Origin of the sequence: Pelagibacterium halotolerans (assembly GCF_044811015.1) — a bacterium.
Taxonomy (GTDB): domain Bacteria; phylum Pseudomonadota; class Alphaproteobacteria; order Rhizobiales; family Devosiaceae; genus Pelagibacterium; species Pelagibacterium halotolerans_A.
In genome coordinates, this window is the sequence record NZ_CP085243.1 from 560,525 (window position 1) to 584,345 (window position 23,821).

A 23,821-nucleotide genomic window follows, 5' to 3' on the forward strand; every position below is an offset into this window, starting at 1 on the left:
CCTCACTAAGGGACAGCAACTTCCTTGGACTGGCCCATGACGGATTTTTCGAACCCCAATCGCGACATCGTCATTCGTGGCGCCAAGGAGCACAACCTCAAGAATGTCGATGTCCGCCTGCCCCGCGACAAGCTTATTGTGATGACCGGACTTTCAGGGTCGGGCAAATCCTCGCTGGCGTTCGATACGATCTATGCCGAGGGGCAACGCCGCTATGTCGAAAGCCTTTCGGCCTATGCGCGTCAATTCCTCGAGATGATGCAGAAGCCCGATGTCGAGCAGATCGAGGGGCTTTCGCCCGCGATTTCCATCGAGCAGAAGACGACCTCGCGCAACCCGCGCTCGACGGTCGGCACGGTCACCGAGATCTACGACTACCTCCGCCTGCTCTTTGCGCGCGTCGGCATCCCCTATTCTCCCGCCACCGGCCTGCCCATCGAGAGTCAGACCGTCTCCCAGATGGTGGATAAGGTGCTCGCGCTCGATGAAGGCACGCGGCTTTATCTGCTCGCGCCGATTGTCAGGGGCCGCAAGGGCGAGTACCGCAAGGAACTTGCCGATCTGATGAAAAAGGGCTTCCAGCGCGTCAAGATCGACGGAACCTTTTATGAGATCGAGGATGCACCGGCGCTCGACAAGAAGCTCAAGCACGATATCGAGGTTGTCGTCGACCGTGTCGTAGTCAATTCCGATATTTCCAGCCGGCTGGCCGAGAGTTTCGAGACCGCGCTGCGGCTTGCGGACGGTATCGCCTTTGCCGAGTTCGCCGACCAGACCGAGGACGACGGGACACCGAAGCGCCTGACATTCTCGGAGAAATTCGCCTGCCCGGTTTCCGGCTTCACCATCGCCGAGATCGAGCCGCGGCTGTTTTCATTCAACAATCCCTTCGGTGCGTGCCCGACCTGCTCGGGGCTCGGCACAGAGGCCAAGATCGATCCCATGCTGGTGGTTCCGGACCCCACGCTGTCGCTGCGCGATGGCGCCATCCTGCCATGGTCCAAGACCTCCTCGCCCTATTACATGCAGACGCTTCAAGCCGTTACGCGGCATTACAAGGCCTCAACGGGCACGGCCTGGCAGGATTTGCCCGAGGAGGTCCAGAACGCTGTCCTGTTTGGGACCGGCTCGACGCCGATCGAGTTCGTTTATGACGACGGGTTGCGCAAATATACGACCAGGAAGCCGTTCGAAGGTGTCGTCGGCAATCTTGAGCGGCGGTATCGGGAGACCGAGTCCTCGGCGGCGCGCGAAGAAATCGAGCGCTATATGGCAGCGGCCCCCTGCCCGTCATGCGATGGCAATCGCCTCAAGCCCGAGGCGCTCGCGGTCAAGATCGATGGCTGGCACATCGGCCGGGTCGCCGATCTTTCGATCAAGGCGGCGGCGGAGTGGTTCGAGGCCTTGCCCGCAAAGCTCAACGATACGCAATTGGCCATCGGCGAACGTGTGCTCAAGGAAATCCGCGAGCGGCTGGCATTCCTCAACGATGTCGGGCTTGAATATCTGACGCTTTCGCGCAATTCGGGCTCGCTTTCGGGTGGCGAGAGCCAGCGCATTCGCCTTGCCAGCCAGATTGGCTCGGGGCTGACCGGCGTTCTCTATGTGCTCGACGAGCCGTCAATCGGCCTCCATCAGCGGGACAATGCGCGACTGCTCGATACGCTGCGCCGCCTGCGTGACCAGGGCAACACCGTGATCGTGGTCGAGCACGACGAGGACGCGATCCTCACTGCAGACCACGTGCTCGACATCGGCCCGGGCGCGGGCGTGCATGGCGGGCATATCGTCGCCCAGGGTACACCCGACGACATCATGGAAACGCCTGATAGCCTCACCGGCCAATATCTTTCCGGGCGGCGGGCCATCGCCGTGCCATCGGAACGGCGCAAGCCCAAAAAGGGCCGCAAGCTCTCACTGACTGGCGCGACAGGGAACAATCTCAAGGACGTTTCGGTCGATATCCCGCTCGGCATGTTCGTGACCGTCACCGGCGTTTCGGGCGGCGGCAAGTCTACGCTCACCATCGATACGCTCTACCAGGCGGTCGCGCGGCGCCTGAATGGCGCACGCGTGCACCCTGCCCCACACGAAAGCCTTACGGGACTGGAATTTCTCGACAAGGTCATCGACATCGACCAGAGCCCCATTGGCCGCACGCCACGGTCAAACCCGGCAACCTATACAGGTGCGTTCACGCACATCCGCGAGTGGTTCGCCAATATGCCGGAAGCCAAGGCGCGCGGTTATGCGCCAGGGCGGTTCTCGTTCAACGTCAAGGGCGGGCGCTGCGAGGCATGTCAGGGCGACGGCGTCATCAAGATCGAGATGCACTTTCTGCCTGACGTTTACGTCACGTGCGACGTCTGCAAGGGACACCGCTACAACCGTGAAACCCTTGAGGTTCAGTTCAAGGGCAAGTCGATCTCCGACGTTCTGGAATTGACTGTGGACGAAGGCGTCGAATTCTTTTCAGCGGTGCCCGTCATCCGCGACAAGCTCGTCACGCTCCAGCGGGTCGGGCTCGGCTACGTCAAGATCGGTCAGCAGGCAACGACCCTATCGGGCGGAGAGGCCCAGCGCGTCAAGCTCGCCAAGGAACTCTCCAAGCGCGCCACGGGCCGCACGCTCTACGTCCTCGATGAGCCGACCACGGGGTTGCACTTCCACGATGTCGCCAAGCTCCTCGAGGTGCTGCAGGAACTCGTGGAGACTGGAAACACCGTCGTTGTCATCGAGCACAATCTCGAAGTTATCAAAACGGCGGACTGGATCATCGATCTGGGTCCCGAGGGTGGCGATGGCGGCGGCGAGATCGTTGCGGTTGGAACACCAGAGGATGTGGCGGGCAATCCCCGCTCGCATACGGGACGTTTCCTCAAGGAAGTCATGGAGCGTCGCCCGGCACGGATGGGAACGGCTGCCCAGTAGCCGTTTGGCGTAATTTTCGCCCATCGTAGCCGGCACGATTGTCATCGTAGCCGTCAGGATGGTGTCATTGTGTCATCGTAGGATGACGGGTCCATGCGGCCTGCGCATGGGCGTGTTGCAAGCACCTCGATTCACGTTTCCTCGATTCGCTCCTATCTTAGGGCCGTGCCGCAACAGCATGGAGGCACCATGTTCATACGCATAGCCTGGGGCCATAAAGTCGTGCCCCTCCAACCCGCTAGCGGGCGCGACGGCCTGCGCCGTATCGCGTTCACCGATCGACGGAAGTATGACGATCTCGGTATTCCACCGCGCGACTTCGATAAAATGACCCGCGGCCTATTCGATCGTCAGGACTGAACCTCCCTCCTTTCGAGACATGCAGAAATCGCATAACGGACTTGAACAAAACCCCAGTGCACAAGTCGAGATTAAGCGATTATATCAGGGGCAACAAACGAAAGGAGATTTTCCATGGGTATCCGTAAGACGCTTAAAAAGTGGTCGGCTTACCAGCAGACGGTCCGGGAGCTCAACGCTCTGGGTAACCGCGAACTCAACGACCTGGGCATCACACGCGGTGACATCGACCGCATCGCCCGCGACCACGCTAGCCGCCTGTAAACGCGGCTAGCGACGACTAAATCAAACTGCCAAAACAGGCGTCCTTCCAAGGGCGCCTTTTTTTTATTGCTCGGAGTTATCCCCGCGACCGGTTTCTCGCTTATGCTGGTCGACGCGTTTGGCATCGAGCGCATTCTTGGCGTCGGAAAGGTTCCGTTCGGCCTTGGTGCGTCCGAACTGGATGCGATTTTGCGCCGCCTTTGCGTCTTTTTCGGCCCGCGCCTTGCGTTTGCGCGCCTGCCGGAGATTGACGATCTCGGCCAAGGCAGGCACTCCTAAACGAGCCGGCTCTGCTCGACCGCGGCCGCGATGAACGATTTGAACAGCGGATGCGGCTCGAACGGGCGGGATTTGAGTTCGGGGTGGTATTGAACGCCGATGAACCAGGGATGGTCCGTCCGTTCGACGATCTCCGGCAGCTTGCCGTCCGGTGACAACCCTGAGAACAATAAGCCGTTTGCTTCCAATACCTTACGGTATTTCATGTTGACTTCATAGCGGTGTCGGTGGCGCTCGGAAATCCGGTTGGTGCCATATATGTCGGCCACGCGCGAGCCGCGCACGAGCTGCGCCGGATAGGCCCCCAGCCGCATGGTGCCACCGAGGTCGGTGTCCTCCCCGCGCTGCTCCATGTTGTTTTCCTTGACCCATTCGGTCATTAGTCCAACGACGGCTTCCTTGGTCGGTCCGAACTCGGTCGAAGACGCTTTGGGCAGGTGCGCGGTGTTACGCGCGGCTTCGATGCAAGCCATCTGCATCCCGAAGCAAATCCCGAAATACGGCACATCCCGCACACGCGCGAACCGCGCCGCGTTGATCTTGCCTTCAGAACCGCGCTCGCCAAAGCCCCCCGGCACGAGGATGCCGTGGATGCCCTCAAGGTAGGGTGCTGGATCGTCATTCTCGAAGACCTCGGAATCGATCCATTCGAGCTTGACCTTGACGTTGTTGGCGATGCCGCCGTGCACCAAGGCCTCGGAAAGCGACTTATAGGCATCCTTGAGGCCCGTGTATTTGCCGACAATAGCGATATTGACCGTGCCCTCGGGATTGTGAACACGCCTGGAAATCTCCCGCCAGCCGTCGAGTTCGGGCGCCGGGGCGTCCTTGATTCCGAAAGCCGCCAGCACTTCGTCGTCGAGCCCTTCCTCATGATAGGCGATCGGCACGTCGTAGATCGAGGCGACGTCGAGCGCCTGAATCACAGCCGAAGGCCGCACATTGCAGAACAGGGAGAGCTTGCGCTTCTCACTCTCGGGAATCGGCCGGTCGCAACGAACCAGCAGCACGTCGGGCTGGATGCCAATCGAACGCAACTCCTTAACCGAGTGCTGGGTTGGCTTGGTCTTGAGTTCCCCCGCGCTCGGGATAAACGGCATCAGCGTCAAATGTACGAAAACCGCATCGCCACGCGGCAGCTCGTTTCCAAGCTGGCGGATCGCCTCCAGGAACGGCATCGCCTCGATATCGCCCACCGTGCCGCCAATTTCGCAAAGAACGAAATCGAACTCGTCATTGTCCGAAGTGACGAAGTTTTTGATTTCGTCGGTGACGTGCGGGATCACCTGAACTGTCGCGCCCAGATAGTCGCCGCGGCGTTCCTTGGCCAAGATATCCGAATAGATACGGCCGGTGGTGACGTTGTCCTGCTGGTTCGCCGAACGCCCGGTGAAGCGCTCGTAGTGTCCCAGATCGAGGTCCGTCTCCGCACCGTCGTCGGTGACGAACACCTCGCCGTGCTGATAGGGCGACATCGTGCCCGGATCGACGTTGAGATATGGATCGAGCTTGCGCAGGCGGACCTTGTAGCCGCGCGCCTGCAGCACCGCGCCGAGCGCTGCCGAAGCCAAACCCTTGCCAAGCGATGAAACCACGCCACCGGTGATGAAAACGTACCGAGCCATGGGCTTAATACCTTACACAAGCTGCCATCGATTCGAAGCGCGTTGTTGCGCGCCCACACAAAAAAGAAGGGGATGTTGCCATCCCCCGCTTTGATTCTTCCCTGCCGGGCCTTTAGTTGTCCGGCGTTTCGCCTTCGGAGCTCTCCGAACCTGCAGAAGGCTCGGCGGCCGGTTCCTCTTGCGACATGGTCGACATCATCGAGCTTTCTGGCACGATGAGATCGGAATTGCCCGACGTTTCATTGGTCGGCGCAGGCGCAGTTTCAGGAGCCGTCACGTCGCTTTCAGCGCCAGCCGGTGCTCCCGGCGCGGCCAGATCCTCGTCGCCCGTCCCCATTGCATCGAGGGCGTCAAGAACCGTCGTGGGGCTGCCGTCTTCGTTCTGGGTGGCCTGGTCGAGAATCGAGGTCGAGCTTCGATCGAGCTGACTGACGATGGTGAGACCGATCGCGGTGACCATGAAGAGCCCGCCAAGAATAGCGGTCGTCCGGGTCAGAAGATTGGCCGAGCCGCGAGCGGACATGAACCCGCCACCACCGCCACCGCCCATGCCCAGCCCACCGCCTTCGGAGCGCTGCAGCAGGATGACGACGATCATGGCGACCACGATCAGGAGATAGGCGACAATCAATACTGTTGCCATCGGGCGGACATGTCCTTCAAATACCAAGGACGCCCGCAACTTGGCCCAACGGACCGTGCTGCGGCGTCCCCTTCGTTCTCATGTTGCGCGCGGTTCTACACGCAATAATTCGCAATTGCCAGCCGTAACGGTGACTTTTTACGCACCCGTTTTATGCAGCCACGACGATCGAGAAAAAGTCGTCGGCAAGAAGGCTTGCGCCGCCCACGAGCGCGCCATTGACATTCGCGGTGCGCAGGATTTCCGCTGCGTTGGACGGTTTCACCGAACCGCCGTAAAGAATGCGCGCATGCTCACCCGCCGGTCCGTACTTCTTGACCAGCAAAGCTCTTATATGGGCATGCATTGCGGCAATGTCATCGGCCGTTGCCGTTTTCCCCGTGCCGATGGCCCAGACCGGCTCATAGGCCACGATAATCTGGCTCATATCCTCGTAAAGCGGCAGGGAATCGGCGATCTGTTCGGCGACTACCCGATTCGCCTCGCCGGCATCGCGCTGCTCTTGCGTCTCTCCCACACATATGATCGGCGTCAGCCCGGCAACCAGCGCTGCAACAGCCTTGTTACGCACCAGGGCACTCGTTTCCCCGTGATCGGCACGGCGCTCGCTGTGCCCGAGAATAACATAGGTTGCTCCGGCATCGGTAAGCATCGGGGCGCTGATATCGCCGGTATGGGCGCCAGAGGCTTCTGCATGGCAGTCTTGGCCGCCAACGGCGATAGCGCCGCCGTCCGCGACCTCCGCAGCCCTGTGTAGAAGGGTTGCGGGCGGGCACAGCAGCACATCTGCCGCAACTTCGCCGGCCTCTTCGAGCAACGTGTTCAATCGCGCGATCTGCTCAAGCGCGGCGCCCGCGCCGTTCATCTTCCAGTTCCCTGCAATCAGCGGCCGCAACCCGGTGCCCATTCCTGCTCCTTTAACAACGCTTGCCTCGGCAGGTCGAATGGCTTAGCACCGTGCCTGCCTTGCGGGTGGATTTGGACACTGTCTATTATGCGCGCGCGGGAAAAGCCACACAGTTTGTACCTTTGCCCGGTACGAACAAGGATCAAGAACGGGATCGCATGCTCGACAATTTGCGTAATTTCGGCCGCAGTTGGATTGCCAAAATCCTGCTCGGCATTCTCATAGTATCCGTCGCCGGCTTCGGCATTCCGAGCGTGTTTCTCGATCTCAATGCCAACACCGTGGCTCGGGTCGGCGACCAGAACATTTCGGTGCGCGATTTCAGCCGCATTTATAATGCGCAACTCAATCAGTTCGCCCAGCAAACGGGACAGATGCCGACCGGCGAGCAGGCTATGGCCTTCGGCTTGCCTGGTGCCGCACTGAACCGGCTGGCGAACGACGCGGCGCTTGCCCAATTGGCGCAGCAGCTTGATCTGGGCGCGTCCGACGCCAAACTCGCCGAACTCGTTCGGCAGGATCCTGCTTTCGCTGGCGCGCTGGGGACTTTCGACCGTGAGTCCTTCGTGTCGGTTCTGCGCCAGGCCGGGTATTCGGAAACCGAATACCTCAACCTCCAGCGCCGTACCGCCATGCGCGAGCAGATTGGTACGATGTTCGAAAGCATCGCGCTGCCAGAGGTTGCGCTCGATATTGCAAATGCCTATGCCAACGACCGCCGCACCGTGGACTATGTGACGCTCAACCCTGTACTCTATGCAGTCACCGAGGAGCCGTCCGAGGAAGAGTTGACGTCCTTCTTTGAAGAGAACCAGGATCGCTTCCGCACCGAGGAAATGCGGCGTGTCCGGCTCTTGCCGCTCACGCCGTCGGCGCTTGCGGAAAACATCGAAATCAGCGACGAGGCCGTCGAAGCGGAATACGAGCGCATGCGTGACCGGTACGCCACCGTCGAGCGCCGCGCCATCGTGCAGGTTCCGCTCGCTTCGGATGCGGATGTGCAGTTGTTTGAGCGGGGCGCTGCCGACGGCCGCAACTTCGAGGATCTCGTCGCCGAAGCAGGTCTTGAGGGTGCCGTGATCGATCTGGGCATGCGAACCCGCGCGGCCATGACAGACCCGACCCTCGCGGACGCCGCATTTGGGCTTTCCGAGGGCGATTTCACCGTCATCCAGGGTCCAACCGGCCGGCGGGCGGTTTGGGTTTCCGAGGTTGAACCTGCCGGCACACAGCCGCTCGAAGCGGTGCGCGACGAGATCACCCAGGACCTGGCGCTCGATGAGGCCCGTGATCTCTATCTCGATGCCTACGATGCCATTGAGGAAGCGCGCGCGGCGTTTCTTCCGATTGACGATGTGGCCGCTCAATATGGATTGAACGTCTACGAGCTCGAGCTTACGCGTGATGGCGATGCGCTTGCCGAGGTCGAGGAGTTGCCTGACGGCGCGGCTTCGCAAGTGACGCAGAGCGTTTTCACGGCGTCTGAAGAGGCCAACATCACGCCAGCGATCACACTTGGTGCGGATGAAACGGTGTTCTTCGACCTTCTCGAGGTCACGCCGGCACGTGACAAGACGCTTGATGAAGCGCGCAACGAGGCCGTCGCCGCATGGCAGGAACTCCAATCCGATCTGAACATGACAGAAACCGCCGAGGATATGGTCTCCCAGCTCGACGCGGGTTCGGATATCTATGCGCTCGCGACCGAGCAAGGCCTCGTCCCACAGGCGTCGCAGCCGTTCGGGCGCCAGGGCACGGAGGATGGTACGATCGGGCCAGATGTCGCGCGGTCGGCGTTCATGGGGCCGGAGGGGCACGCTGGCTACGCGACCACACCGAATGGGGACGTTGTCGTGTTCCAGGTGACCGATGTGATCGAGGCCGCCCCCGATAGCCAATCGAATGTCGCTCAGACCGTCGCCCAAGGTTTCCCCGATACAGTATCTGCCGGCTTTGTCGCCGGGCTGCGCGCCGATTTGCCTACGCGTGTCAATCAAGATGCGCTCAACGCGCTGCTCGGGCTCGAGTAAAACGCGATGACAGCCGAGTTCGATACGTTTGCTGCGCGCTATGAGGCTGGCGAGGGGCAAGTGCTGTTCAAGCGTGTCGTTGCCGACCTTGAAACCCCTGTTGGAACGTATCTTAAGCTCGCCGAAGGACGGCGGTACGCGTTCCTTCTGGAATCGGTGGAGGGCGGCGCTGTCCGCGGGCGGTATTCAATTATCGGGCTCGAGCCGGATCTCTTGTGGCGCGTTGTCGGCGGTCGCGCGGAAATCAACCGTAAGGCCGGTACGCAGCCGGATGCTTACGAACCGCAGGACGGCGCTCCGCTCGACGAACTACGTGCGTTGATTGCGGAATCGCAGATCGATATGCCTCACGCCCTGCCGGCCAATTCGGCGGGCGTTTTCGGGTATCTCGGATACGACATGGTGCGGTTCATGGAAGAACTGCCCGACAACAATCCCGATACGCTCGGCGTGCCGGACGCGATCATGATGCGGCCATCGATCCTGGCTGTTTTCGACACGCTTAAAGACGAACTCGTGCTCTCCGCGCCGGTCTATCCACGATCGGGCGTAACGGCCAAGCAGGCCTTTGAAGCGGCGCAGGGCCTGATCGACGATGCCGTCGCCCGCCTCGAACGCCCCCTACCCCGTGGCGACGCGCTACCGGACCTCGCCAAGCTGGAGGTCAAGAGCAATACGACCCGCGAAGACTATTTCGACATGGTCCGGGTCGCCCAGGACTACATTGCGGCGGGCGATATCTTCCAGGTTGTGCTGAGCCAGCGGTTCGAAGCGGACTTCACCTTGCCTCCGACGGCACTCTATCGCGCTTTGCGCCGCACCAATCCGTCGCCCTATATGTATTTTCTCGAATTTGGAGACTTTGCGGTTGCCGGGTCGAGCCCAGAAATTCTCGTACGGGTCGACGAGGGCCAGGTGACGATCCGGCCGATCGCCGGGACCCGCAAGCGTGGAGACACACCCGAGCGCGACAAGGCGCTGGCGGAGGAACTGCTGTCCGACCCCAAAGAGCTTTCCGAGCATCTGATGCTGTTGGATCTGGGGCGAAACGATGTCGGGCGGGTTTCGAAAATCGGGACGGTTAAGGTCACCGACAAATTCTTCCTCGAATACTATTCCCACGTCATGCATATCGTTTCCAACGTCGTGGGCGAGCTTGATGCCAAATATGATTTTATCGACGCGCTGAGCGCAGGGTTTCCCGCAGGTACGGTATCGGGCGCTCCGAAAGTTCGGGCCATGGAGATTATCGACGAGCTCGAAAAGGTGCGGCGCGGCATCTATGCCGGGTGTGTGGGCTATTTCGGCGCAGACGGACGGATGGATACATGCATTGTCCTGCGGACGGCGATCCTCAAGGATGATAAGCTCTATGTGCAGGCGGGCGCCGGTATTGTCGCCGACAGCAAACCCGAGCTCGAGCAGCTCGAGTGCGAAAACAAGGCGCGCGCTCTTTTCAGCGCGGCCGAGGAAGCGCTACGCTATGCCGGCCAAGCGAAGGTAGGCCAATAAATGCGCGTGCTTTTCATCGATAATTACGACAGCTTTACCTACAACCTCGTTCATTATGTGGGCGAATTGGGCGCGGATCCCGATGTCGTGCGCAACGATAAGATCACGCTCGAAGAGATTGAGGCCAAGGCACCTGAAGCGATCATCCTCTCTCCGGGTCCCTGTACACCCAACGAAGCTGGAATTTGCCTGCCGCTGGTGTCGCGCTTTGCCTCGTCCATCCCGATTTTCGGTGTGTGCCTGGGGCTGCAATCGATCGGTCAGGCATTTGGCGGCGAGATCGTACGGGCGCCCGTTCCGATGCATGGCAAGGTCAGTATCATCACGCATGATGGGCGGGGTGTCTTTCGCGGGCTAAACAACAGCTTCGAAGCGACGCGGTATCATTCGCTGGTCGTGCGTGAAGAGAACATGCCGTCGGCTCTTAGCATCACAGCGCGTGCAGAAGATGGGCAAATCATGGGACTGCAGCACCGTGATCTCCCTATACACGGCGTCCAGTTCCATCCCGAAAGTATCTCTTCGGAGAACGGGCACGCCATCTTGCAGAACTTTCTCAATATCGCGCGCGATTTCAATACGCGCCGCGCAGCGTAAGGAAATTGGGGGTATCGGCGTGGAGATCAAGGACGCGCTCAACCGTATAGCATCGGGTCACGATCTGACTGGCACAGAGATGCGCGACGTGATGAACGTCATCATGTCGGGCGAGGCGACGCCGGCGCAGATTGGCGCGTTTCTCATGGGCATGCGGGTCAAAGGCGAGAGCGTGGGGGAAATTGCCGCGGCGGTCTCCATTCTGCGCGACAAGATGGTGCAGGTTTCGGCCCCCGCCGATGCGATCGATATTGTCGGTACGGGGGGAGATGGCGCGGGGACGCTCAATATCTCGACCGGCGCGGCCATTGTCGTGGCGGCTGCCGGAGTCCCGGTGGCTAAGCATGGCAACAAGGCGCTTTCATCGAAGTCCGGCTCCGCCGAAGCGCTGCAGGCGCTTGGCATCAAGCTCGATTTGACGCCCGAGCAGATCGGCGCATGCATTGCCGAGGCGGGGATCGGCTTCATGTTCGCACCCAACCACCACCCCGCGATGCGGCACGTTGGACCGGTGCGCATGGAAATGGGCGTGCGGACGATGTTCAACCTGCTCGGCCCGCAATCCAATCCCGCCGGTGTGCGGCGGTATGTTCTGGGTGTTTTTGACAACGAGTGGGTCGAACCTGTCGCGGCGGCGCTTCTGGCCAACCGTGCGCAGTCGGCTTGGGTTGTACATGGCGATAGTGGGCTCGATGAGCTTTCGACGACGGGACCTTCTTTCGTATCCTCGATCAAAGGCGGAAATCTCACAAGCTTTGAAGTGACCCCTGAGGAGGCCGGTCTGCCCCGCGCGCAGCTATCCGATCTCGTCGGTGGCGATCCCGAATACAATGCGGGCGAACTGAGCAAGCTGCTCATGGGTGCGAAGGGCCCCTATCGGGATATCGTGCTCCTTAATGCCGCGGCGGCGTTCATAGTTGCGGACAAGGTCGAAACGCTTAAGGAAGGTGTCGCCCTAGGCGCGGACCTGATCGACAGCGGAAAGGCCAAGGCGCGGCTCGATATGCTGGTCAAAGCCAGCCAGGCGGTCTGATGACGGACATACTCAAGCGCATCGAAGCCTATAAACGCGACGAGATCGCTGCAGCGAAAACGGCCCGTCCGTTGTCCGACGTTGCGGCGATGGCGCGCGATCAGGACGCAGCGCGTGGCTTTGTGCTGGCACTTAAGGCCAAGCGGGCAGCCGGAGGGTACGGCTTAATTGCCGAGATCAAGAAGGCCAGTCCTTCCAAAGGGTTGATCCGCGCCGATTTCGATCCGCCTGCATTGGCGCGAGCTTATGAGGCGGGCGGAGCGGCGTGCCTTTCGGTTTTGACCGATAGCCCGTCGTTTCAAGGTCGCCCCGAATTTTTGGGCGCAGCGCGGGAGGCTGTACAGCTTCCTGTCTTGCGCAAGGATTTCTTGTTCGAACCTTATCAGGTCGCCGAAGCGCGCGCCTGGGGTGCCGATTGCATCCTCGTTATTCTCGCCTCGGTCGATGACGGCGCCGCACGGGCGTTGCTCGACGCAGCGACGGAATGGGGCATGGACGCGCTGGTCGAGGTTCACGACGAGACCGAGATGGAGCGCGCGCTGGCGCTTGGTGCTACGTTCATCGGCATTAATAATCGGAATCTGCGAACGTTCGAGGTCAGTCTAAATACCACGATCGGGTTGGCAAAGATGGTGCCGGACGATCGGCTTCTCGTGAGCGAAAGCGGTATCTTCGCCCATGCCGATCTGGTTCATCTGGAGCAAGTAGCAAATGTCGGCTCATTCCTCGTGGGCGAAAGCCTTATGCGCCAGGATGACGTCGCGTCGGCAACGCGAGCTTTGCTGACCGGAGTGCCATGATGGCGTATCTCACACACCTTAACGAGAAGGGCGAAGCCCATATCGTCGATATCGGGGGAAAAAACGAAACCCGCCGACGTGCCGTTGCGACCGCGGAACTTCACGCGAGCAGGGAAATCGTTGCAGCGATTTTCGGTGGAGGGCTCAAAAAAGGGGACGCAGTTGCCGTAGCTCGGGTGGCCGGAATCATGGCCGCGAAGAGGACTTCCGAGCTTATCCCGCTGTGTCATCCTATTCAGGTGACGAAGATCGGTGTCGAAATAGAACCAAAAGGCGACGGCGCAGTTACGATTGAGGCGACCGTCGAGACGACCGCGCGCACTGGCGTGGAAATGGAAGCGCTCGCTGCCGCGTCAGTGGCCGCCTTGACGCTCTACGACATGGCCAAGGCCATGGATAAATCCATGACCATCACGAACGTCCGCTTGAACGAAAAAAGTGGTGGCAAGTCGGGCGACTTCAAGCGCGAGGACTAAATTCTTGATTTCCGTTGACGAAGCACTGGCTCGTATTCGCGCGGCGGTTCTTCCGAGGCCCTCGATTGTGGTTCCCCTCGAACAGGCTTCTGGTCGCGTGCTCGCGGAACCGGTTGCAGCGCGGCTCGATCAGCCGCCTTTTGCAGCAAGCGCCATGGATGGCTATGCGGTGCGCGCTGCGGACGTTTCGATGGGCGCAGTTCTCACAAAAATCGGCGTATCGCAGGCGGGCAAAGGATTCGATGGGCTTGTCAGTCAAGGACAATGTGTTCGGATTTTTACCGGCGCGCCAGTCCCCAAGGGTGCCGATGCTGTCGTCATGCAGGAGCGTACCGAGGTCGACGGCGCGAAAGTAACGGTCCTGGCCGGTGTCCAAGCGGGCACCAATATCCGCCCACAGGGCAACGATTTCGCCCAAGGCGACATTTTGAGCGCGGCTGGAGAGGTCATGACGCCGGCTCGCATTGCGCTTGCGGCCGCTGCTAACCATGCGACCTGCACAATTATGTCGCCCCCCAGCCTGGCATTGATGGCGACGGGCGACGAACTCATTCTGCCGGGCACGACGATTGAAACCGATCAAATCGTTGCATCGAATTCCTTCGGTCTGACCGCGATGTTCAGTCCCTATTGCGGCGACATTATCGATTGCGGGATCGTACCTGACGACCGCGCCCGGCTTGCCACCGAAATCGGTTCCGCGCTCGACCGCAATCCGGATGTTTTCGTGACAACGGGCGGCGCGAGCGTCGGCGAGCACGATTTCGTAAAGGACGTGCTCAAGGAAAACGGCGTCGATATCGATTTCTGGCGCATTGCCGTGCGTCCGGGTAAGCCGCTGATGTTCGGGCGCAAAGGTGCGACGCTCGTCTTCGGTCTGCCGGGCAACCCGGTATCGGCAATGGTGACGGCGCATGTTTTCGTCCTGCCGGCCCTGCGGGCACTGCTCGGTACCTCAGAACCTGCCCCCTTGCGCCTTCCGCTTGGTGCGGAGATCCCGCAAAATGGCCCTCGACGGCACTTTTTGCGTGCCCAAATGCGTGCTGGCCCCGACGGAATGACCACGGTTCTGCCGATTGCCCAGACCGACAGCGGCCATCTGTCCTCACTTGCGCAAGCGGATTGCCTTATCGTCCAACCCGAGGGTGACATGGGCCGGATCGCGGGTGAGCCGGTTGAGGTTGTTGTGCTTTAGCGGCAAGCAAATTCGTGCCATTTTCGCAAAACACTTGCAGAACATTTACGGAACAAGTATATAAAAGTTCAGTCTTTGTTCCGATTCTGTGCGACGGAGGGAGCCGATGCTCACGCGCAAACAGCACGAACTGCTTATGTTCATCCACGAACGGATGAAGGAAAGCGGTGTTCCGCCCTCTTTCGACGAGATGAAGGAGGCGTTGGATCTCAAATCCAAATCTGGCATTCACCGGCTGATTACGGCGCTTGAAGAGCGTGGGTTTATCAGGAGATTGCCCAATAGAGCACGCGCGCTTGAGGTCGTGAAGCTTCCCGATTCGATGAATCCTTCTCTCGGCGGTCGAAAGGCCCGGTTCGAGCCGAGCGTGATCGAAGGCAATCTGGGTAAAGTGCCGCCCAAGCGGGTCGACACTTCGGATCAGGGCGGCCAGGCCGTATCGGTGCCGGTCATGGGCCGGATTGCCGCGGGTACGCCGATCGAAGCCATCCAGACCCATAGTCATTCTGTCACCGTTCCCCCGGAAATGCTTGGCTCTGGCGAGCATTTTGCGCTTGAAGTGCGCGGAGATTCGATGATCGACGCAGGGATTTTTGACGGCGACACGGTACTGATCCGTAAACAGGACGCCGCCGGTAACGGGGAGATCGTAGTCGCTCTGGTGGACGACGAGGAAGCGACGCTCAAGCGGCTACGCAAGCGCGGCAATGCCGTGGCCCTCGAAGCTGCAAATCCAGCTTATGAAACACGGATATTCGGACCTGACAGGGTGAAAGTACAAGGACGTCTTGTAGGGCTTTTGCGGCGCTATTGATAATCAATTCGCCATGGGCGGTCGGGATCGGTGATGGCCGATTTCACCACAAATCGGCGTGTTTGGGTGTCCCAATAGAGCATGTGCGAACCGTGCCTTTCCAGAGCGCCTTGATCAACGACGGTTGCGACGTCTTTGCAAGCGAGAGGTGCAGTTAGTCGCGCAACGACGACGCTTGCCAATGTGCAATCTTCGGAAAATGCTGCGACATTTTTGATGTATGCCAGCGTGAATCCCAAATCCGAACTGAGAATGCAGCCGATTGCGTCGCATCGGGCCGTTTCGTGGCCCGAGCCGATGTGTTCCATGTAGCGCTCGGACCAGACATTGGTTGCGAATGTGTTTGTACGACCAGCAACAAGCGCAAGTTCTCCGTTGTCGCGCACTGCAAGGGCCTGGCTTGCATCGGCGACGAGGATATCGGGCGCGCGCTCAAGCCCGAATAGCACAACCATTGGTACCACTAGCGCAGGTCCCCACAGTCTAAGCGGCGTCTGGAAGAATGCGAGCCACGCGAGCGCAAGCAGTCCGAAGACGAGCGCTATAGGGGAAAGTATTGGACTAGGATCGAAACCGCCGCTCAGGGCGTGAACGAAGGCGGCGCACCAGATGACCGCTTCAATGGTCCAACCCATGAGTTGATAAAGCGGCCCATCGAGGCCGATTGGAATGGCCAGAGTGGCAAAAAGTGCCGAAGGCATCATCACGAAGGTGACGATGGGCATCGCCATAAGGTTGCCCAATATCCCAAAGGGAGCAGTTTGCTGAAAGTGGTAGGCGGAAAAGAGCAGCGTCGCGAGACCGGCAATGACACTGGTCATCCCGATGTCGATAAGGAACGTCAATATGCGTTGGCGCGGCTCGGGTTGCTTTTCGCGTCGGGTGCGAGCGAGTTCGTAGACGGAGATGAGGGCGACGACGGCGGCGAAGGAAAGCTGGAAGCTGGCACGGAAAACGCTGGTCGGGACAATCGCGATAATGATCAGCGCGGCGATCGCGACATTTCGCATGGTGAGGGCTTGCCGACCGGCAAGAATTGCAGCGAAGATCAATGAAAGCATCACCGTCGCGCGGATTGCCGAGACGCCCAAGCCGGAGATGACGAGATAGGCACACGCCGTCACAAGCGCACCGCCAGCCGCGATGCGTTTGACCGGGATGCGTTGCGCCACGCCATAGAATGCGGCAAGTCCGAGCCGAAGAAGAGCAAACATGGTCCCTGCAACGATAGTGAGATGCAGGCCGGAGATGGCCAGAACGTGGGCCAATCCGGCGGAGGCCATGAGATCGCGATCTTCCTCACGAATCCGGCTTTGATCACCGGTGATCAAAGCCAATGCGATACCGCCGATGCGGTCATCGAGCGTAGCGAGGACCCTTTGCGCTATTTCGGAGCGGATCGCGCTGCTCAGGCGAGCAAAACTGTCCGCCTCAGCCGGTGCTACCGCAACATCCCCCAATACGGTCCCGTACGCGCCTATCCCTTCGAAAAAGCTCACGAACTGGGAGTCATAGCCCCCCGGAACGATTGGGCTCGGTACGGGATAGAACCTCATGCGGGCAGACAGCGTATCGCCCGGGGCGATGCCAGAATCGCGGGAAACCGTTACCCGGGCGCGGCGTACCCCTGGATCGTCGCGCGAGTCTTCAGGCTTGATGTCGGAAATAACCAGGCGTTGCGCCTCGCCGTTGTCGTAGACGACGGCATCGACTTGTACCTCGTAGAACCCATACCGTGGCGCGTCGAGCATAGGAGTGCCGAACAATGCGCCATGGATCGGCAACGCGATAAAGCCGGCATAGCCCGCGCCGAGCACCAAAAGGACGCGCACTGCGGCATAATGGCTTCGGTTGACGAATGTCAGCACCAGCAGCACTGCAAGTCCAGCACCGAGAGCTGACGGCGATGGCTCACTCGACATGAGCCGATAAACGATCATGCCTCCGATCATCGCAAACGGCAAAATAGCGAAGAGGCGGCGCTCGGCCGTGGCGAAGGCAATCTCCCCTTGCAAGCGGACAAGGCCTGCAAGGCCAAGCGGAATGATCCGCCGGAAGACCCAACCTGCTTTTTGCCCATTTCCGCCGGTGATCGCCCCGTCGATCATTGGCGCCCCCTGCCCTTGCGCTCAAGAGCCGCTATGGTACACACGGGCGCAACTATTCTCCAAACGGTCTTATCGGATGTCCAAACCTGTCGTTACGCGTTTTGCGCCTTCTCCTACCGGCTATCTGCATATCGGTGGGGCTCGCACCGCATTGTTCAATTGGGCCTTTGCCCACAAGATGGGTGGCAAGATGTTGCTGCGCATCGAGGACACCGATCGGGAGCGTTCGACTGAATCTGCGGTCACGGCGCTTCTGGATGGGCTGAGTTGGCTCGGGCTGACGTGGGATGGAGAACCTTTTTCGCAGTTCGCCCGCGCGCCACGGCATGTGGAGGTTGCCGAGCAGCTTCTGGCCCAGGGCAAGGCCTATCGGTGCTATTGTTCTGCGGAGGAGCTTGCCGAGATGCGCGAAAAGGCGCGCGCGGAAGGCCGGCCACCACGTTATGATGGCCGGTGGCGCGATCGCGATCCGTCCGAGGCACCCGAGGGGGTCAAGCCCGTTATCAGGATCAAGGCTCCCCGGTCAGGCGATGTCGTCGTTAGGGATCGCGTCCAGGGCGATGTGACGTTCAAGGCTGAAAACCTCGACGATTTTATCATCCTGCGCTCCGACGGCACCCCCACCTATATGCACGCCGTCGTGGTCGACGATCACGATATGGGTGTCACGCACATTATTCGCGGCGACGACCACCTTACCAATGCTGCCCGCCAGATCGTCATCTATCAGGCGATGGGCTGGGACGTGCCGGAAATGGCCCATATCCCCCTCATCCATGGGCCCGATGGTGCCAAGCTCTCAAAACGGCATGGAGCCATGGGTGTCGAAACGTACCGTCAAATGGGGTATCTCCCCGAAGCGTTGCGTAACTATCTCGCAAGGCTAGGCTGGGCGCATGGCGACGACGAGATTTTTTCGACTGAACAGTTTGTCGAATGGTTTTCGCTCGAGGCGCTGGGCAAAGGTGCGGCAAGGTTCGATTTCCAGAAGCTCGACAATCTCAACGGGCATTATATTCGCGAGGCGTCGCCTGAACGCCTCTACGAGGTTATGGTCGATACGGCATCAGAACTGGGCCGGAACGCGGACTATCTGGGATTGGTCAACAACAAAAACACGGCTCTAGCGGCCATTCCGGAACTCCAGCCGCGTGCCAAGACGGTGTTGGAACTCATAGATATGGCCCAGTTTATATATGCGCAAAGGCCGCTTTCAGTCGATGAGAAGGCCGCGAGCTTGCTCAACGCCGATGCGTTGAGACATCTCGCAGCGCTCAAAGAGCGGCTTCAGGGAGTCAACGACTGGTCGGTGCCTGCCATCGATGCGGCCGTACGGGAATACGCAGAAAGTGTGGGGCTCAAGCTTGGCAAGGTCGCGCAGCCTTTGCGCGCGGCGCTGACGGGCCGAACCATCTCCCCAGGAATTTTCGAGGTCATGGTGCTCATTGGCCGCGAGGAAAGCCTTGCGCGGTTGGGCGATCAGGTGCGTGCTGTCGAAAGTCACTGAACTCCGAGGGCGGTGACCGAACTGTGCTTTCCGCCAAACAATCCAGATCCTTAAAGCTTTCCCTATACGTCAAGACTTATGACGTAGTTGCAAGCATGCGCTAAATCGGATACCGAGAAGCACTATTATTGCGATGCAGATTTTTCGCCCTTTTTGAACCGTGCAGGCTTTGCTTCTTGCGCCGGTTATATTGGGCAGGTACCTGGCTTGGGAGGCGATGCATGAGTGAGAAAACCGCGAAACTGTCGATCGGTGACGAGACCTTCGAGTTTCCCGTTCTGAACGGCAGTGTTGGGCCCGACGTCATCGACATCCGCTCGCTTTATGCCAAGACGGGCATGTTCACTTACGATCCCGGTTTTACCTCGACCGCGGCGTGTGATAGCGCGATTACGTATATCGATGGCGACAAGGGCGAGTTGCTCTATCGCGGCTATCCGATCGACCAGTTAGCGTCGCAAAGCAATTATCTCGAAGTCTGCTACCTGCTCCTTTATGGCGAGTTGCCAAGCAAGTCGGAACTCAAGGACTTCGCTAACCGGGTGACACGGCACACCATGGTGCACGAACAGATGCACTATTTCTTCCGTGGCTTCCGTCGAGATGCACACCCGATGGCTGTCATGACCGGTGTCGTCGGCGCCATGGCGGCCTTCTATCACGACTCCACAGATATCGGCGATCCTGTGCAGCGCGAAATTGCATCGATCCGAATGATCGCAAAGATGCCCACGATTGCGGCAATGGCCTATAAATACTCAGTCGGCCAGCCCTTCGTTTATCCGCGTAACGATCTCGATTATGCGTCCAATTTCCTCCACATGTGCTTTTCGGTACCGGCAGAGGAATACAAGGTTGATCCGGTGGTTGCCAAGGCGATGGATCGCATCTTCACGCTGCATGCCGATCATGAGCAGAACGCTTCCACCTCCACGGTGCGGCTTTCCGGGTCTTCGGATGCCAATCCGTTCGCTTGCATCGCGGCGGGTGTGGCTTGCCTCTGGGGTCCGGCTCATGGCGGTGCGAACGAGGCGGCACTCAACATGCTTCGGGAAATCGGCACTGTCGATCGCATTCCCGAATTCATTGAACGCGCCAAAGATAAGAGCGATCCCTTCCGTCTGATGGGCTTCGGCCATCGCGTCTACAAGAACTATGATCCGCGCGCTGCCGTCATGCAGGAATCCGCACGCGAAGTACTTGAGCTTCTGGGTGTCGAGGACAACCCGACACTACAGGTTGCCCAGGAACTCGAAACGATTGCGCTCAACGACCCCTATTTCGTAGAGCGCAAGCTTTATCCGAATGTCGACTTCTATTCAGGCATCATTCTCGATGCCATCGGGTTCCCGACTTCGATGTTCACCGCGATCTTTGCACTTTCGCGTACGGTCGGCTGGATCGCGCAGTGGAAGGAAATGATCGGCGACCCGCAGAAGAAGATCGGTCGGCCGCGTCAGCTCTATAATGGATCGGGTGCTCGGGACTATGTGCCGCTCAGTGAGCGCTAGAGCCGCGCTCGAGCCAGAATGATACCCGCTCAGCGGGATCGGAAAGGGGCGCGTCGGGCGCCCCTTTTTCCATCAATCCTCGGATTGTTGCGAATGCGGCGCACTGCGCCCGGCGCTCTGCTTCGTCCTCCAGCAGTCGGGTGAGTGCCCCAACAGCTCTTTCCGGCTCAGGCTTGTGTGCAAAGAGGATTTCGGGGACGATCTCTCGCTGGGCGATGATGTTGGGTAAACCGATCGTTTTGATCAGCGCCTTTTGATAAAGGCGCACCTGCGCGCCTTCGGCTACATATGTGACGATGTGGGGCACCCCTGCCAGAGCCAGCTCGAGCGTCGCGGTGCCACTCACGGCAAAAGCCAGTATTGCTGCATCCATCGCTGCCCGTCGCTCGGCTTCGTCGCTTGTTACGGTGACCGAAGCGGGCCAGTCGGCGACAGCGCGAGTGACCTTTCCTTTCAAGTTTTCCGGGGTTGGGATCGCGAACCCGTCGACGGCAGAATGGTTGGCAAGCGCCGTTGAGACAGCGCGCATAAGAGGCAGATGCCGCGTCAGTTCACCGGCACGACTGCCCGGGAGGAGCACGATCGGACCGCGCCGCGGCTGGATCTGGCGCATCGGGAAACGAGCAAGGGCCGGATGACCGACATAGCTCGTCCGCGGGCCGCCCAAGTCTGCCATCACTTGGGGCTCAAACGGCAGGACACTGAGAACTTCGTTATACAGCTGCGCGATTTTTGCCGCGCGTTCCGGTTTCCATGCCCAGACGGACGGCGCAACGTAGAGAATAATGGGTTTGTCATATCCCTTGCGGCGTAGGGCTCTCGCGACCGTATGGGAGAATACCTGCGCGTCGACAAGAACAACCGCATCGGGCCGATTCCGCAGAATGGTCTGTACTGTTTGCCGCGCCCGCCACAACAGAAGCGGCAGCCGGCGCAAGACATCAACATAGCCCATAACGGCCAGGTCCTCGATAGGGAAAAGCGTTCTGAGACCTTCGGCCGCCATGGCTTCGCCACCAACCCCGGAGACTTCAACGTTCAGTTGCGCCTTCAGCCCGGCGATAAGATTGGCACCAATCCGGTCGCCCGACGCTTCACCGGCAAGGATGAAGAGGTCACGCATCTTCAGCCTTGAAGCCGACGAGTGCGATGCCGGCTGCATCTGCGCGGGCGACAAGCTTCTCACGCTCGATAAGCAGCGTTCGTCCCGCTTCAACAGCGATGGCTGCGATACCGGCTTCGACGGCACCCGTTACCGTGTCCGGGCCAACAGCTGGCAGGTCCACATGAAGAGGTTGGCCCGGTTTTGAAACCTTGGCCAAAACCATGCGCGCCGCACCGTCGCCGACAAGCCCTCGGGCGCGGAAATCCCTGCAGCGCGCCAGAAGCGTGTCCGTGCCAGCGATGTCTTCGGTCGCGATAATACGCGCGCCCGATACCACGAGCGCCTGGCCCAGATCGAGTTCCCCGGCCCTGCGGGCCGAGTTGAAGGCGAAGCGGGCGATAGCCGCCAACTCGCTATCGAGCTCCAGGGCGCCGAACTGACCTTCAGGTGCAAGCAAGTCTGTGACGATCTCGTGAACGCCGATAAACGGAATACCGAGCATTTTCAAAAGCACCGAGCCCAACTGAGAGAGCTTGGCATCTCCTTTTGCTTTAGCCTTGTCATCATCGCCTGTGAAGTCCGCCAGGGTTTCGCGTTCGCGGTCCGACATATGCATACCACCGACAGCGCAAACATGAGTTGCGTTGAACTTCCTGATCTCGCGAAGGACCTGATCGGGCCGCGACACTTTGATCTGGAACGGGTCTTCATGTGCCAGATCGGCGCGTGGATGTAATGTGAGTACGCGGACTTCCCAACCGGCTTCCCGTGCGGCCGCGAGCGCCCGGGGCACCAGAGCGCCGGAGCCGGCGACCAATGCCAGGCGCCGCCTGCTCATACCTCGGCGCTGTGCCCGTTGCGCGGCATGCACAGGGCGCGCTCGGAAGGCTGGCGCACGAATTCGATCACCTGTTCGACCAGCTTCTCGCCCTTAAAGATCTCCGCGGCGTCTTCGACACGTTCACGCAGTGTACCTTCGTTGGAGAAGATCATACGATAGGCTGCGCGTAGGGCATGGATCGACTCCCGATCGAACTGGCGGCGTTTCAGACCAACGAGGTTGAGACCTCCGAGGTAGGCTCGGTTGCCTAGAACAGACCCGTAGGGGATGACGTCGTTCTCGACGAAACTCATCGCGCCTACAAAGGCGTGAGCGCCGATCCTGACGAACTGGTGCACCCCGCAGATGCCGCCGAAACGGACATAATCCTCAACGATGCAGTGACCCGCGAGGCTCGCCTGATTGGCCATAACGACGTGATTGCCCACCCGGCAATCGTGGGCGACGTGCACACCGATCATAAGCAGGCAATTGTCACCGATGCGCGTTTCCATGCCGCCGCCCCGCGTGCCGGGATTGACGGTGACATACTCACGCAGCACGCAGTCCTTGCCGATTATGACACTGCTCGGCTCGCCTTCATATTTCAGGTCTTGCGGTGGGTGACCAATCGAGGAAAAAGGATAAACCTTGGTACGCGCGCCAATCGTCGTGCGACCATCTACGGAGACGTGCGAAGTCAGTACGACGCCCTCGTCAAGCGTCACTTGATCGCCGACAGTGCAATATGGCCCAATTTCGACGTTCCTGCCGATCATTGCTGAGGAGCTGACGATGGCAGTGGGGTGGATAGCGGAACTCACGCGTCTTCCTTGACAATCATCGCACCGATTTCGGCTTCCGCAACGACCGTGCCATCTACGATCGCGCGTGCTTCGTAACGTCCCACGGTCTTGCGACGATGGATTTTCCGTATGTGATATTCCAACCTGTCACCGGGCTTGGCGGGCTTGCGGAATTTCACGTTGTCGATCGTCAGCAGATAGACAATGTGCTTCTCGCCGGATTTGTTCTCCAGGTTGATGACGATTGCGCCTGCGGTCTGGGCCATCCCCTCGATGATAAGAACTCCAGGGAAAATCGGCTCGCCTGGAAAATGGCCGAGAAATTGCGGCTCATTATAGGTCACGTTCTTGATGCCGATAGCGGATTCGTCGCCATTGATATCGATGATCTTGTCAATCATCAGGAACGGATAACGATGCGGCAGGGCCTTGAGAACGGCGTCAATCTCCATAGTCGAGAGTGTTTCACCCGCAGCGCGCGATTCTTCCTCAAGCATG

General features: G+C 59.7%; 22 protein-coding genes. 13 read left to right on the forward strand and 9 right to left on the reverse strand.

What is annotated here, in order from left to right; translation table 11 throughout:
• The first annotated feature begins 36 nt into the window (after positions 1-36).
• The 3 genes from uvrA (at position 37) to LG281_RS02775 (ending at position 3,555) form a co-directional block, all read left to right on the forward strand.
• Entirely contained in the window at positions 37-2,931 is a 2,895-nt protein-coding gene (uvrA, locus tag LG281_RS02765; RefSeq protein WP_404404138.1) for an excinuclease ABC subunit UvrA, read from the forward strand.
• 189 nt (positions 2,932-3,120) lie between these two features.
• Positions 3,121-3,291, forward strand: a complete 171-nt coding sequence (locus tag LG281_RS02770) for a hypothetical protein (RefSeq protein WP_404404140.1) — start codon at positions 3,121-3,123, stop codon at positions 3,289-3,291.
• 114 nt (positions 3,292-3,405) lie between these two features.
• Positions 3,406-3,555, forward strand: a complete 150-nt coding sequence (locus tag LG281_RS02775) for a DUF1127 domain-containing protein (protein WP_404404142.1) — start codon at positions 3,406-3,408, stop codon at positions 3,553-3,555.
• Positions 3,556-3,618: 63 nt separating this feature from the next.
• Here LG281_RS02775 and LG281_RS02780 read toward each other — a convergent pair whose 3' ends face one another.
• The 4 genes from LG281_RS02780 to tpiA all read right to left on the reverse strand — a co-directional run bounded on the left by LG281_RS02780 (position 3,619) and on the right by tpiA (position 7,009).
• A complete protein-coding gene (locus LG281_RS02780) occupies positions 3,619-3,819 on the reverse strand; it encodes a DUF4169 family protein (protein WP_404404144.1) in 201 nt (66 codons plus the stop codon).
• Positions 3,820-3,830: 11 nt separating this feature from the next.
• Positions 3,831-5,459: a CTP synthase gene (locus LG281_RS02785; protein ID WP_404404146.1), complete on the reverse strand. Its 1,629-nt coding sequence runs from the start codon at positions 5,457-5,459 to the stop codon at positions 3,831-3,833.
• Between the two features lie 112 nt (positions 5,460-5,571).
• Complete coding sequence (gene secG / locus LG281_RS02790) at positions 5,572-6,102, reverse strand: preprotein translocase subunit SecG (protein ID WP_404404148.1); 531 nt, start codon at positions 6,100-6,102, stop codon at positions 5,572-5,574.
• 151 nt (positions 6,103-6,253) lie between these two features.
• Positions 6,254-7,009: a triose-phosphate isomerase gene (gene tpiA, locus LG281_RS02795; RefSeq protein ID WP_404404150.1), complete on the reverse strand. Its 756-nt coding sequence runs from the start codon at positions 7,007-7,009 to the stop codon at positions 6,254-6,256.
• A gap of 158 nt (positions 7,010-7,167) precedes the next feature.
• On the opposite strand from tpiA, the gene LG281_RS02800 reads away from it, so the two are divergent.
• The 8 genes from LG281_RS02800 (at position 7,168) to lexA (ending at position 15,466) form a co-directional block, all read left to right on the forward strand.
• Complete coding sequence (locus tag LG281_RS02800) at positions 7,168-9,039, forward strand: SurA N-terminal domain-containing protein (protein WP_404404152.1); 1,872 nt, start codon at positions 7,168-7,170, stop codon at positions 9,037-9,039.
• 6 nt (positions 9,040-9,045) lie between these two features.
• The gene (gene trpE / locus LG281_RS02805; RefSeq protein ID WP_404404154.1) at positions 9,046-10,551 is read left to right on the forward strand and encodes an anthranilate synthase component I; all 1,506 of its coding nucleotides are present in this window, start codon (positions 9,046-9,048) and stop codon (positions 10,549-10,551) included.
• Complete coding sequence (locus tag LG281_RS02810; protein ID WP_404404156.1) at positions 10,552-11,148, forward strand: anthranilate synthase component II; 597 nt, start codon at positions 10,552-10,554, stop codon at positions 11,146-11,148.
• 19 nt (positions 11,149-11,167) lie between these two features.
• Positions 11,168-12,181 (forward strand): anthranilate phosphoribosyltransferase, encoded by a 1,014-nt coding sequence (gene trpD / locus LG281_RS02815; RefSeq protein ID WP_404404158.1) that lies wholly within the window; start codon positions 11,168-11,170, stop codon positions 12,179-12,181.
• Positions 12,178-12,981 (forward strand): indole-3-glycerol phosphate synthase TrpC, encoded by an 804-nt coding sequence (gene trpC / locus LG281_RS02820; RefSeq protein ID WP_404406597.1) that lies wholly within the window; start codon positions 12,178-12,180, stop codon positions 12,979-12,981. Before trpD ends, trpC begins: the two co-directional genes overlap by 4 nt.
• The gene (gene moaC / locus LG281_RS02825) at positions 12,978-13,457 is read left to right on the forward strand and encodes a cyclic pyranopterin monophosphate synthase MoaC (RefSeq protein ID WP_404404160.1); all 480 of its coding nucleotides are present in this window, start codon (positions 12,978-12,980) and stop codon (positions 13,455-13,457) included. Before trpC ends, moaC begins: the two co-directional genes overlap by 4 nt.
• 4 nt (positions 13,458-13,461) lie before the next feature.
• Entirely contained in the window at positions 13,462-14,652 is a 1,191-nt protein-coding gene (gene glp / locus LG281_RS02830) for a gephyrin-like molybdotransferase Glp (protein WP_404404162.1), read from the forward strand.
• Between the two features lie 106 nt (positions 14,653-14,758).
• Positions 14,759-15,466, forward strand: a complete 708-nt coding sequence (lexA, locus tag LG281_RS02835) for a transcriptional repressor LexA (RefSeq protein WP_404404164.1) — start codon at positions 14,759-14,761, stop codon at positions 15,464-15,466.
• On the opposite strand, the gene LG281_RS02840 is transcribed toward lexA, so the two are convergent.
• On the reverse strand, positions 15,460-17,574 hold the full coding sequence (locus LG281_RS02840) for a ComEC/Rec2 family competence protein (RefSeq protein ID WP_404404166.1): 2,115 nt from the start codon (positions 17,572-17,574) through the stop codon (positions 15,460-15,462). The two genes, lexA and LG281_RS02840, sit on opposite strands and share 7 nt — an antisense overlap.
• A gap of 76 nt (positions 17,575-17,650) precedes the next feature.
• Between LG281_RS02840 and gltX the strand changes: the two genes are divergently transcribed.
• Together gltX and gltA are read left to right on the forward strand one after the other, a co-directional pair.
• The gene (gene gltX, locus LG281_RS02845) at positions 17,651-19,081 is read left to right on the forward strand and encodes a glutamate--tRNA ligase (protein ID WP_404404168.1); all 1,431 of its coding nucleotides are present in this window, start codon (positions 17,651-17,653) and stop codon (positions 19,079-19,081) included.
• Positions 19,082-19,302: 221 nt separating this feature from the next.
• Positions 19,303-20,592 (forward strand): citrate synthase, encoded by a 1,290-nt coding sequence (gltA, locus tag LG281_RS02850; protein WP_404404170.1) that lies wholly within the window; start codon positions 19,303-19,305, stop codon positions 20,590-20,592.
• Here the strand turns inward: gltA and lpxB are convergent.
• Genes lpxB through fabZ form a run of 4 tightly spaced genes read right to left on the reverse strand, consistent with a single transcriptional unit; the run spans position 20,579 to position 23,820 of the window.
• Positions 20,579-21,769: a lipid-A-disaccharide synthase gene (gene lpxB / locus LG281_RS02855; protein ID WP_404404172.1), complete on the reverse strand. Its 1,191-nt coding sequence runs from the start codon at positions 21,767-21,769 to the stop codon at positions 20,579-20,581. The two genes, gltA and lpxB, sit on opposite strands and share 14 nt — an antisense overlap.
• The gene (locus LG281_RS02860) at positions 21,708-22,535 is read right to left on the reverse strand and encodes an LpxI family protein (protein WP_404404174.1); all 828 of its coding nucleotides are present in this window, start codon (positions 22,533-22,535) and stop codon (positions 21,708-21,710) included. The genes lpxB and LG281_RS02860 overlap by 62 nt, the downstream gene beginning before the upstream one ends.
• On the reverse strand, positions 22,532-23,341 hold the full coding sequence (gene lpxA, locus LG281_RS02865; protein ID WP_404404176.1) for an acyl-ACP--UDP-N-acetylglucosamine O-acyltransferase: 810 nt from the start codon (positions 23,339-23,341) through the stop codon (positions 22,532-22,534). The genes LG281_RS02860 and lpxA overlap by 4 nt, the downstream gene beginning before the upstream one ends.
• Positions 23,338-23,820, reverse strand: a complete 483-nt coding sequence (gene fabZ / locus LG281_RS02870; protein ID WP_404404178.1) for a 3-hydroxyacyl-ACP dehydratase FabZ — start codon at positions 23,818-23,820, stop codon at positions 23,338-23,340. Before fabZ ends, lpxA begins: the two co-directional genes overlap by 4 nt.
• Between the last annotated feature and the right edge of the window lies 1 nt (position 23,821).

Bases quoted from the DNA above. Each gene is read 5' to 3' on its own strand.
- LG281_RS02840 (WP_404404166.1), bottom strand. From the start codon at position 17,574: ATGATCGACGGGGCGATCACCGGCGGAAATGGGCAAAAAGCAGGTTGG.
- LG281_RS02775 (WP_404404142.1), top strand. From the start codon at position 3,406: ATGGGTATCCGTAAGACGCTTAAAAAGTGGTCGGCTTACCAGCAGACG.
- LG281_RS02770 (WP_404404140.1), top strand. From the start codon at position 3,121: ATGTTCATACGCATAGCCTGGGGCCATAAAGTCGTGCCCCTCCAACCC.
- LG281_RS02860 (WP_404404174.1), bottom strand. From the start codon at position 22,535: ATGAGCAGGCGGCGCCTGGCATTGGTCGCCGGCTCCGGCGCTCTGGTG.
- moaC (WP_404404160.1), top strand. From the start codon at position 12,978: ATGATGGCGTATCTCACACACCTTAACGAGAAGGGCGAAGCCCATATC.
- fabZ (WP_404404178.1), bottom strand. From the start codon at position 23,820: ATGCTTGAGGAAGAATCGCGCGCTGCGGGTGAAACACTCTCGACTATG.
- LG281_RS02785 (WP_404404146.1), bottom strand. From the start codon at position 5,459: ATGGCTCGGTACGTTTTCATCACCGGTGGCGTGGTTTCATCGCTTGGC.
- tpiA (WP_404404150.1), bottom strand. From the start codon at position 7,009: ATGGGCACCGGGTTGCGGCCGCTGATTGCAGGGAACTGGAAGATGAAC.
- LG281_RS02810 (WP_404404156.1), top strand. From the start codon at position 10,552: ATGCGCGTGCTTTTCATCGATAATTACGACAGCTTTACCTACAACCTC.
- trpE (WP_404404154.1), top strand. From the start codon at position 9,046: ATGACAGCCGAGTTCGATACGTTTGCTGCGCGCTATGAGGCTGGCGAG.
- lexA (WP_404404164.1), top strand. From the start codon at position 14,759: ATGCTCACGCGCAAACAGCACGAACTGCTTATGTTCATCCACGAACGG.
- gltA (WP_404404170.1), top strand. From the start codon at position 19,303: ATGAGTGAGAAAACCGCGAAACTGTCGATCGGTGACGAGACCTTCGAG.
- secG (WP_404404148.1), bottom strand. From the start codon at position 6,102: ATGGCAACAGTATTGATTGTCGCCTATCTCCTGATCGTGGTCGCCATG.
- LG281_RS02800 (WP_404404152.1), top strand. From the start codon at position 7,168: ATGCTCGACAATTTGCGTAATTTCGGCCGCAGTTGGATTGCCAAAATC.
- uvrA (WP_404404138.1), top strand. From the start codon at position 37: ATGACGGATTTTTCGAACCCCAATCGCGACATCGTCATTCGTGGCGCC.
- gltX (WP_404404168.1), top strand. From the start codon at position 17,651: ATGTCCAAACCTGTCGTTACGCGTTTTGCGCCTTCTCCTACCGGCTAT.